This is a genomic window from Actinacidiphila paucisporea (genome assembly GCF_900142575.1).
Lineage (GTDB): Bacteria > Actinomycetota > Actinomycetes > Streptomycetales > Streptomycetaceae > Actinacidiphila > Actinacidiphila paucisporea.
Map to the genome: position 1 here is coordinate 1 of NZ_FRBI01000066.1, position 6,808 is coordinate 6,808.

2 protein-coding genes are annotated in these 6,808 nt (G+C 72.0%); both read right to left on the bottom strand.

The features are described 5' to 3' along the window. A partial coding sequence (locus BUE44_RS35470) for a beta-ketoacyl synthase N-terminal-like domain-containing protein (RefSeq protein WP_200804636.1) occupies positions 1–1,277 on the bottom strand: 1,277 nt, incomplete at its 3' end. A gap of 95 nt (positions 1,278–1,372) precedes the next feature. After that, on the bottom strand, positions 1,373–6,799 hold the full coding sequence (locus BUE44_RS35475; protein WP_265737198.1) for an SDR family NAD(P)-dependent oxidoreductase: 5,427 nt from the start codon (positions 6,797–6,799) through the stop codon (positions 1,373–1,375). Between the last annotated feature and the right edge of the window lie 9 nt (positions 6,800–6,808).

Sequence of the window (6,808 nt, forward strand, 5' to 3'; positions counted from 1 at the left end):
AGGGCGATGGTGCCCGCGCTCCAGTCGACGTGTTCGGAGGGTGCGTCGAGGTGCAGGGTGGCGGGCAACTGCCCTTCCCGCAGGGCGAGGACCATCTTGATGACGCCGGCGATGCCTGCGGCGGCCTGCGTGTGGCCGATGTTGGACTTGACCGAGCCCAGCAGCAGGGGCTGTTGGGCCGGCCGGTCCTTGCCGTACGTCGCCTGAAGTGCCTGCGCCTCGATCGGATCACCCAGCGGCGTCCCGGTGCCGTGCGCCTCGATCACGTCGACATCGTTCGTGGTCAGTCGGGCGTCGGCCAACGCGGCCCGGATCACCCGCTGCTGGGACGGTCCGTTGGGGGCGGTCAACTGGCTGCTCTGGCCGTCCTGGTTGACCGCGCTGCCCCGGATGACGGCGAGGACGCGGTGGCCGTGCCGTCGTGCGTCCGAGAGGCGTTCCAGGACGACGAGGCCCGCGCCTTCGGCGAGGCTGAAGCCGTCGGCGCCGGCGGAGAAGGGCTTGCAGCGGCCGTCGGGCGCCAGACCGCGCTGCCGGCTGAACTCCAGGAAAGGGTTGGGCGCCGAGATCACGGTGGCGCCCCCGGCCAGCGCGAGCGAGCACTCGTCATTGCGCAGTGCCTGGGCCGCGAGGTGCAGGGCGACCAGGGACGACGAGCAGGCCGTGTCCACGGTGAGGGTCGGGCCTTCGAGCCCGAGGGTGTACGCGATCCGGCCCGAGGCGACGGACGTGGTGTTGCCGGTGGCGAGGTAGCCCTCCAGGTCGTGCGCGTGCTCGGGGGCGAGCCGGGCCGCGTAGTCCTGGGCTATTACGCCGGTGAACACGCCGGTACGGGTGCCGTGCAGCGTCGTCGGGTCGAGCCGGGCGCTCTCCAGCGCCTCCCAGGCAGTGTGCAGGAGCAGCCGCTGCTGCGGGTCGGTGGCCAGTGCCTCGCGCGGGTTGATGCCGAAGAAGGAGGCGTCGAACTCGCCCGCATCCCGGAGGAATCCACCCGTCCGCGCGTACGACGCCCCCGTACGGTCGGGGTCCGGATCGTACAGCTCCTCCAGGCTCCAGCCCCGGTCCTCGGGCAGCGGGCCGGTGGCGTCGGTCCCCTCGACCAGCAGCGACCACAGCTCGTCCGGGGTGTGTACGTCGCCCGGGAACCGGCAGGCCATCCCCACGATGGCGATCGGCTCGTGCCGTGCGGACTCCACCTGGCTCAGCCGGCGTCGCGCCTGCTGGAGGTCGGCCGTCACGCGCTTGAGATAGTCGCGGAGTTTTTCTTCGTTCGCCATCCGGTATCAGCCCTCGGTAGGAGAAGGACGATCTCCAGCGATCAGAGATCCGTGGTTCGTGGGTGGTGATCGGTGACCGGGGATCGGCGTCCTGGCTAGGAAGCGCCCAACTCGTTGTCGATGTACGCGAAAAGGTCGTCGTCCGTCGCGTCGGCGATACGCTCTTCCGCGTCCGGCGCGTCCCCCGGGTCGTCGGCGCGGCCGGTCACGCTCGCCAGCAGGGTGCGCAGCCGTGCCGCGACCGTCTCGCGTGCGTCCTGGTCGTATTCGGGAGCAGTCAACAGCGCCTCCCACCGGTCGAGTTCGGCGATGAGGGTGGTGGGCGAGGCGGCCTGTCCCGCGCTGTCCGGTACGAGTTCGGCGTACAGGTGGCGGGCGAGGGCACCGGCGGTCGGGTAGTCGAAGAGCAGCGTGCTGCCCAGCCGCAGGCCGGTCGCCGCGCCGAGCCGGTTGCGCAGCTCGACCGCCGTCAGCGAGTCGAAGCCGAGGTCGAGGAAGCCCCGGCCGGCATCGATGGCGTCCGGAGCGGAGTGCCCGAGCACCGTCGCGGCGTGCGCACGCACCAGCGACAGCACCGTCTCGCCGCCCTCGCCGGGCGACTGCCGCGCGAGCCGCTCCGCGAGCCCCGCCGCCTTGCCGTCCGTCGCACCGGCCCGCCCGCCGGCCGCCCGCCGCCGACCCGGCGCCTGTACGAGACCGCGCAGCAGCGCCGGTACGACGCCGGGGTCCAGCCGCCGGGCGTCGAGGCCGACGGGGATGAGCAGCGGGTCCGGTGCGGCGAGGGCCGTGTCGAGGAGCGCGAGGGCGTGCGGGGTGGCGAGGGCGGAGATGCCGTGCCGCCCCAAGCGCGTGTGCTGACCGGAGTCCAGCCCCTCGGTGAGGGAGCTGGTCTGTTCCCACAGGCCCCAGGCGAGGCTGGTGGCGGGTCGGTGGTGGGTGTGGCGGTGCTGGGCGAGCGCGTCGAGGAAGGCGTTCGCGGCGTTGTAGTTGGCCTGGCCGGGGTTGGCGAGGGTGGCGGCGGCTGAGGAGTAGAGGACGTAGTGCTGGAGGTGGGGGAGGTCGGCGGTGTGGAGGTGGTACGCGGTGTCGACCTTCGGGGTGAGGACGGTGTGCAGCCGTTCGGGGGTGAGGGCGGCGAACGTGCCGTCGTCGAGTGTCCCTGCGGCGTGGACCACGGTGGTGACGGGGTGCTCGTCCGGCACGGCGGCCAGCAGCGCGGCGAGCTGGTCGGCGTCGGCGGTGTCGGCTGCGACGACCGTCGCACTGGCGTCGAGTTGGGCCAGCCGCTTGGTCAACTCTGCCGCCTGCGGCGTGTTCTGGCCGGATCGGCTGGCGAGGAGGAAGTGGCGGTGGCCGTGGTGTTCGGCGAGGTGCATGGCGGTGAGTCCGGCCAGTACGCCGGTGCCGCCGGTGATGAGGGTGGTGCCCTCGGGGTGTGTCCGGCGAGGGAGTGTGAGGGCGAGCTTGCCGGTGTGGCGGGCCTGGCTGAGGTGCCGCAGCGCCTGCGGGGCACGGGTGATCGGGTACGTCGCCGTGGGCAACGGGGGCAGGGCCCCGCTGCGGAAGAGCGTGTCCAACGCCGCCAGCACCGCGTGCATCCCCGACGGTCCTGCGTCGTTGAGGTCGATGGCCTGGTAGTGGGTGCCGGGGTGGTCGGTGGCGATGGTGTCGGGGTCGCGGATGTCGGTTTTGCTCATGTCGATGAAGTGGCCCCCGCGGGGGAGGAGGCGCAGAGACGTGTCGGTGTGCTCGTGGGCGAGGGAGTGCAGGACGACGTCCATGCCGTGGTTGTCGGTGCGGGCCAGGAAGTGGTCGGCGTAGTCGTGGGTCCGCGAGTCCGCGACGTCTTCGGTGTCGTAGCCCAGTTGGGTGGTCAGCGTGTGGTGTTTGGGCAGGCTTGCGGTGGCGTACAGGCGGGCGCCGAAGTGGCGGGCGAGGTGGGTCGCGGCTTGGCCGACGCCGCCGGTCGCGGTGTGGATGAGCAGGTTCTGCCCGGGCTTGAGATCCGCCAGGGTGACCAGGGCGTAGTACGCCGTCGCGTAGGCGACAGGGGCCGAGGCTGCCTCGGCCGTTGTCCAGCCGTCGGGCACGGGGATGACCAGCCGGTGGTCGGTGACCGTGGTGGCGCCGGTGCCGTGGGTGAGGATGCCCATCACGCGGTCGCCGACCCGCACGTCCGTGACGTCGGGCGCCGTCTCCGTGATGACGCCGGCGCCTTCTGACCCGATGTGCGGCGCGGGCTCGGGGTACATGCCCAGGGTGATCAGGACGTCGCGGAAGTTGAGGCCAACCGCTTCCAAGGCGATCCGGACCTGGCCGGGTTCGAGGGGCTGGTCGAGGTCGGGGGCCGGAAGGAGGGCGAGTTGGTCGGGGCTGCCCGGTGAGGTCAGGGCGAGCCGCCAGGCATCCGCCTCCGGGGCGGGGACGTCGAGAGCGGGAAGCGGGGTGTTGGTCAGCCGGGGCGCGGACAGCTCGCCCTTGCGCAGGGCGGTGAACGGCTCGTCGGCGGCCTGCGTGGTGGCGACCGCCGCGATCAGAGCCGCTGTCGAGAACGGGTGGCCGTCCAGGTCGATGAGCGTGATCCGCCCCGGGTGCTCGCTCTGCGCCGTCCGGACCAGGCCGGTCACGGTCGCCTGCACCGGATCGGGATCGTCCGCAGGCGCGGCGGCGACGGCGTCGCGGGTCACCACTACGAGCGGGATGTCTGCCAACGGCGCCCGGTCCAACCACCTTTGCAGCCGGAGCAGCACGTCCTCGGCGGCAGCGTGCGCCTGGGCCACCACGTCGGTTCCGTCCGCCGGGGGAATGGCGAGCAGCACGGCCTCGGGAGCGGCATCCGCTCCGTCGACGGCGAAGGCGTCCAGGTCGGGGTGCGCAGGCAGGCCGAGCCCCAGCGGGTCCCGGTCTCCCCAGACGGCCCAACGCGTGCTGTCGGCAGGCGTGTCGACAACCGGCAGCGGTGTCCACTCGACGCGGAAGAGGGCAGCGTCGTGGTCAGAACTGCTCAGGGCGGCCAGCGCGGCAGGATCCAGCGGGCGGGTGGTGAGCCGTTCGACGGTGGCCAGCGCCTGCCCGGCCGCATCCGTCAACTCGATGGCGAGGGAGTCCTCGCCGGTGCGGGTGAGGTGGACGCGGGCGGCCGTGGCGCCGGTGGCGTGCAGCCGTACCCCGCTCCACGCGAACGGCAATCGCGTCCCGCTGTCCGCCGCCAGCACCAGCGGGTGCAAGGCGCTGTCCAGCAGGGCGGGATGGAGGGCGAAGGCGTCGACCTCGTCGGTGGCGTCGTCGAGTTCGAGGTCGGCGTAGACGTCGTCGCCGTGCTGCCAGGCTGCGGTGAGGTTCTGGAAGGCGGGTCCGTAGGTGTAGCCGCGTGCGGCGAGGGTGTCGTAGGCATCGGTGAGGTCGATCGCGGTGGCGCCGGGGGGCGGCCAGGTGGCGTCGGCCGGAGTCGACGCCGGCTCGGGCGTCCGGGTGGCGGTGAGGGTGCCGGTGGCGTGCCGGATCCACGGCGTCGTACCGGGATCGTCTGCGTCACCCGGCTCGGGCCGCGAGTGGACGGTGACGGTACGGCGACCCGTGTCGTCGGCTGCGGTGAGTGTCGCCTGGAGCTGGACGGCCTGCCCCTTGGCGAGCACCAGCGGCGCTTCGAGCGTCAACTCCTCGACCACGTCGGCCCCGACGGACTCACCCACGTGCAGGGCGATGTCCACGTACCCCGTTCCCGGCAGCAGCACGGTGTCGCCGACGCCGTGGTCGGCGAGCCACGGGTGGTCGGCGAGGGAGATCCGCCCGGTGTAGAGGACACCGTCGTCCGGGAGCTGCACAGCGGCCCCCAGCAAAGGGTGCGTGACCGCCTGTTGCCCGACCCCGCCCGGGTCGCCGTTGCCCCGCTCGGCCGCGGGCGTGAGCCAGAAGCGGCTGGTCTGGAACGCATACGTCGGGAGGTCGGTGGGGCGGGCGCCGCGGAGCGCGGGGTGGGTGGTCCAGTTGATGGGGGTGTTGTGGGTGTGTGCGTGGGCGAGTGCGGTGGTGAGTTGGGTGGGTCCGCCGTTGTTGCGGCGGAGGGTGCCGAGGGCGGTGATGTGTTGGCCGTGGGGGTGGTTTTGGGCGGTTTGGTGGATGGCGTGGGTGAGGACGGGGTGGGGGCTTGGTTCGATGAAGAGGGTGTGGCCGGTGGTGATGAGCCGGTTTGTGGTGGTGTGGAGTTGGACGGGTTGGCGGAGGTTGTCGTACCAGTAGGCGGCGTCCAGGGTGGTGGTGTCGGTGGGGGTGTCCTGGGGGTGGGTGGTGGAGTAGAAGGGGGTGGTGGCGGGTTGGGGTGTGGTGGGGGCGAGGTCGGAGAGGATGCGTTCGCGCAGGGGGTTGATGTGGGGGGAGTGGGAGGCGTAGTCGACGGGGACCAGGCGGCTGTCGACGTGTTCGGTTTGCAGGGCTTCGTGGAGGTGGTGGACGGCTTCGAGGTCGCCGGACAGGGTGGTGCTGGCGGGGCTGTTGAGGGTGGCGATGGTGACGCCGGGGTGCTGTTCCAGGCGCTGGGCCAGGTCTTCTGCGGGGAGGGGGACGTGGAGCATGGTTCCGTGGCCGGCGATGGTGGTGAAGGTTTGGCTGCGTAGGGCGATGATGCGGGCGGAGTCATCGAGGGTGAGGGCGCCTGCGATGTGGGCGGCGGCGATCTCGCCTTGGGAGTGTCCGATGACGGCGTGGGGGGTGAGGCCGTGGTGTTGCCAGAGTTTGGCGAGGGAGATCATGGTGGCCCAGAGCATGGGCTGGAGGACGTCGACGCGATCCGGATCGGCGGAACCCGGTGTCTGGTTGAGGGTGTCGATGAGGTGCCAGTCGGTGAAGGGTGCCAGGGCGTGGTGGCAGGCCTCGATGTGCTCGGCGAAGACCGGGTTGGTGCGCAGTAGCTCCACGGCCATGCCGGGCCATTGTGAGCCCTGGCCGGGGAAGACCAGCACCGTCTTGGGGGCGTCCGTCGGCGCGACGGCCTCGTAGACGTCGGAGGCGGGCTCGCCCACCGCGAACTGCTCAAGGGCCGCTGCCAGTTCCTCGCGGGTGGGGCTGGTGACGGCGAGGCGGTGGGTGAAGTGGGTGCGGGTGGTGGCGAGGGCGGCGGCGAGGTGGTGCGGGTCCTGGTCGGGGTGCCGGTCCAGGTGCGTACGCAGCTGGCGGGCCTGGCCGACCAGGGCGTCGTGCGTACGGGCGGACAGCAGCCACGGCCCCAGCACGTGCCGTTCCACCGGCTCGGCGGCCGCACCCTCGCCCTCCTCGGCGGGGGCCTGTTCGAGGATGAGGTGGGCGTTGGTGCCGCTGATTCCGAAGGAGGAGACGCCTGCGCGCCGGGGCCGGTTGACCTCGGGCCAGGCGGTGGCGCTGTCGGTGAGGGCGATGGTGCCCGCGCTCCAGTCGACGTGTTCGGAGGGTGCGTCGAGGTGCAGGGTGGCGGGCAACTGCCCTTCCCGCAGGGCGAGGACCATTTTGATGACGCCGGCGATGCCTGCGGCGGCCTGCGTGTGGCCGATGTTGGACTT